The organism is Bacillus sp. JJ1764, from assembly GCF_036962145.1.
In the GTDB taxonomy this organism is placed as follows: domain Bacteria; phylum Bacillota; class Bacilli; order Bacillales; family Cytobacillaceae; genus Neobacillus.
Genome location: NZ_JBALNY010000231.1, coordinates 1 through 265 on the forward strand (window position 1 = coordinate 1; position 265 = coordinate 265).

The window sequence follows — 265 nt, forward strand, 5'->3', positions numbered from 1 at the left end:
ATTTTTAATATAAATTAGATTTTGTTAAGCTTCAAAGTTTTTATTCATATAATCAAACCCAACTTTCCCTTTAATATTATGAAAACCCCTACTTTTAAAGTGGGAGCTAATCATAATTCATGACGACACTGTAACAATTATTCCATCAATATTGTTTCCAGAGACCTCATAAGAATGTTGTTTTGGTAATTTAACAATCCTTCTTTTTGTAACAGGATAGTACAATATGTTATATGTTATCCCTTTAAAATCAAGGGTAAGATTC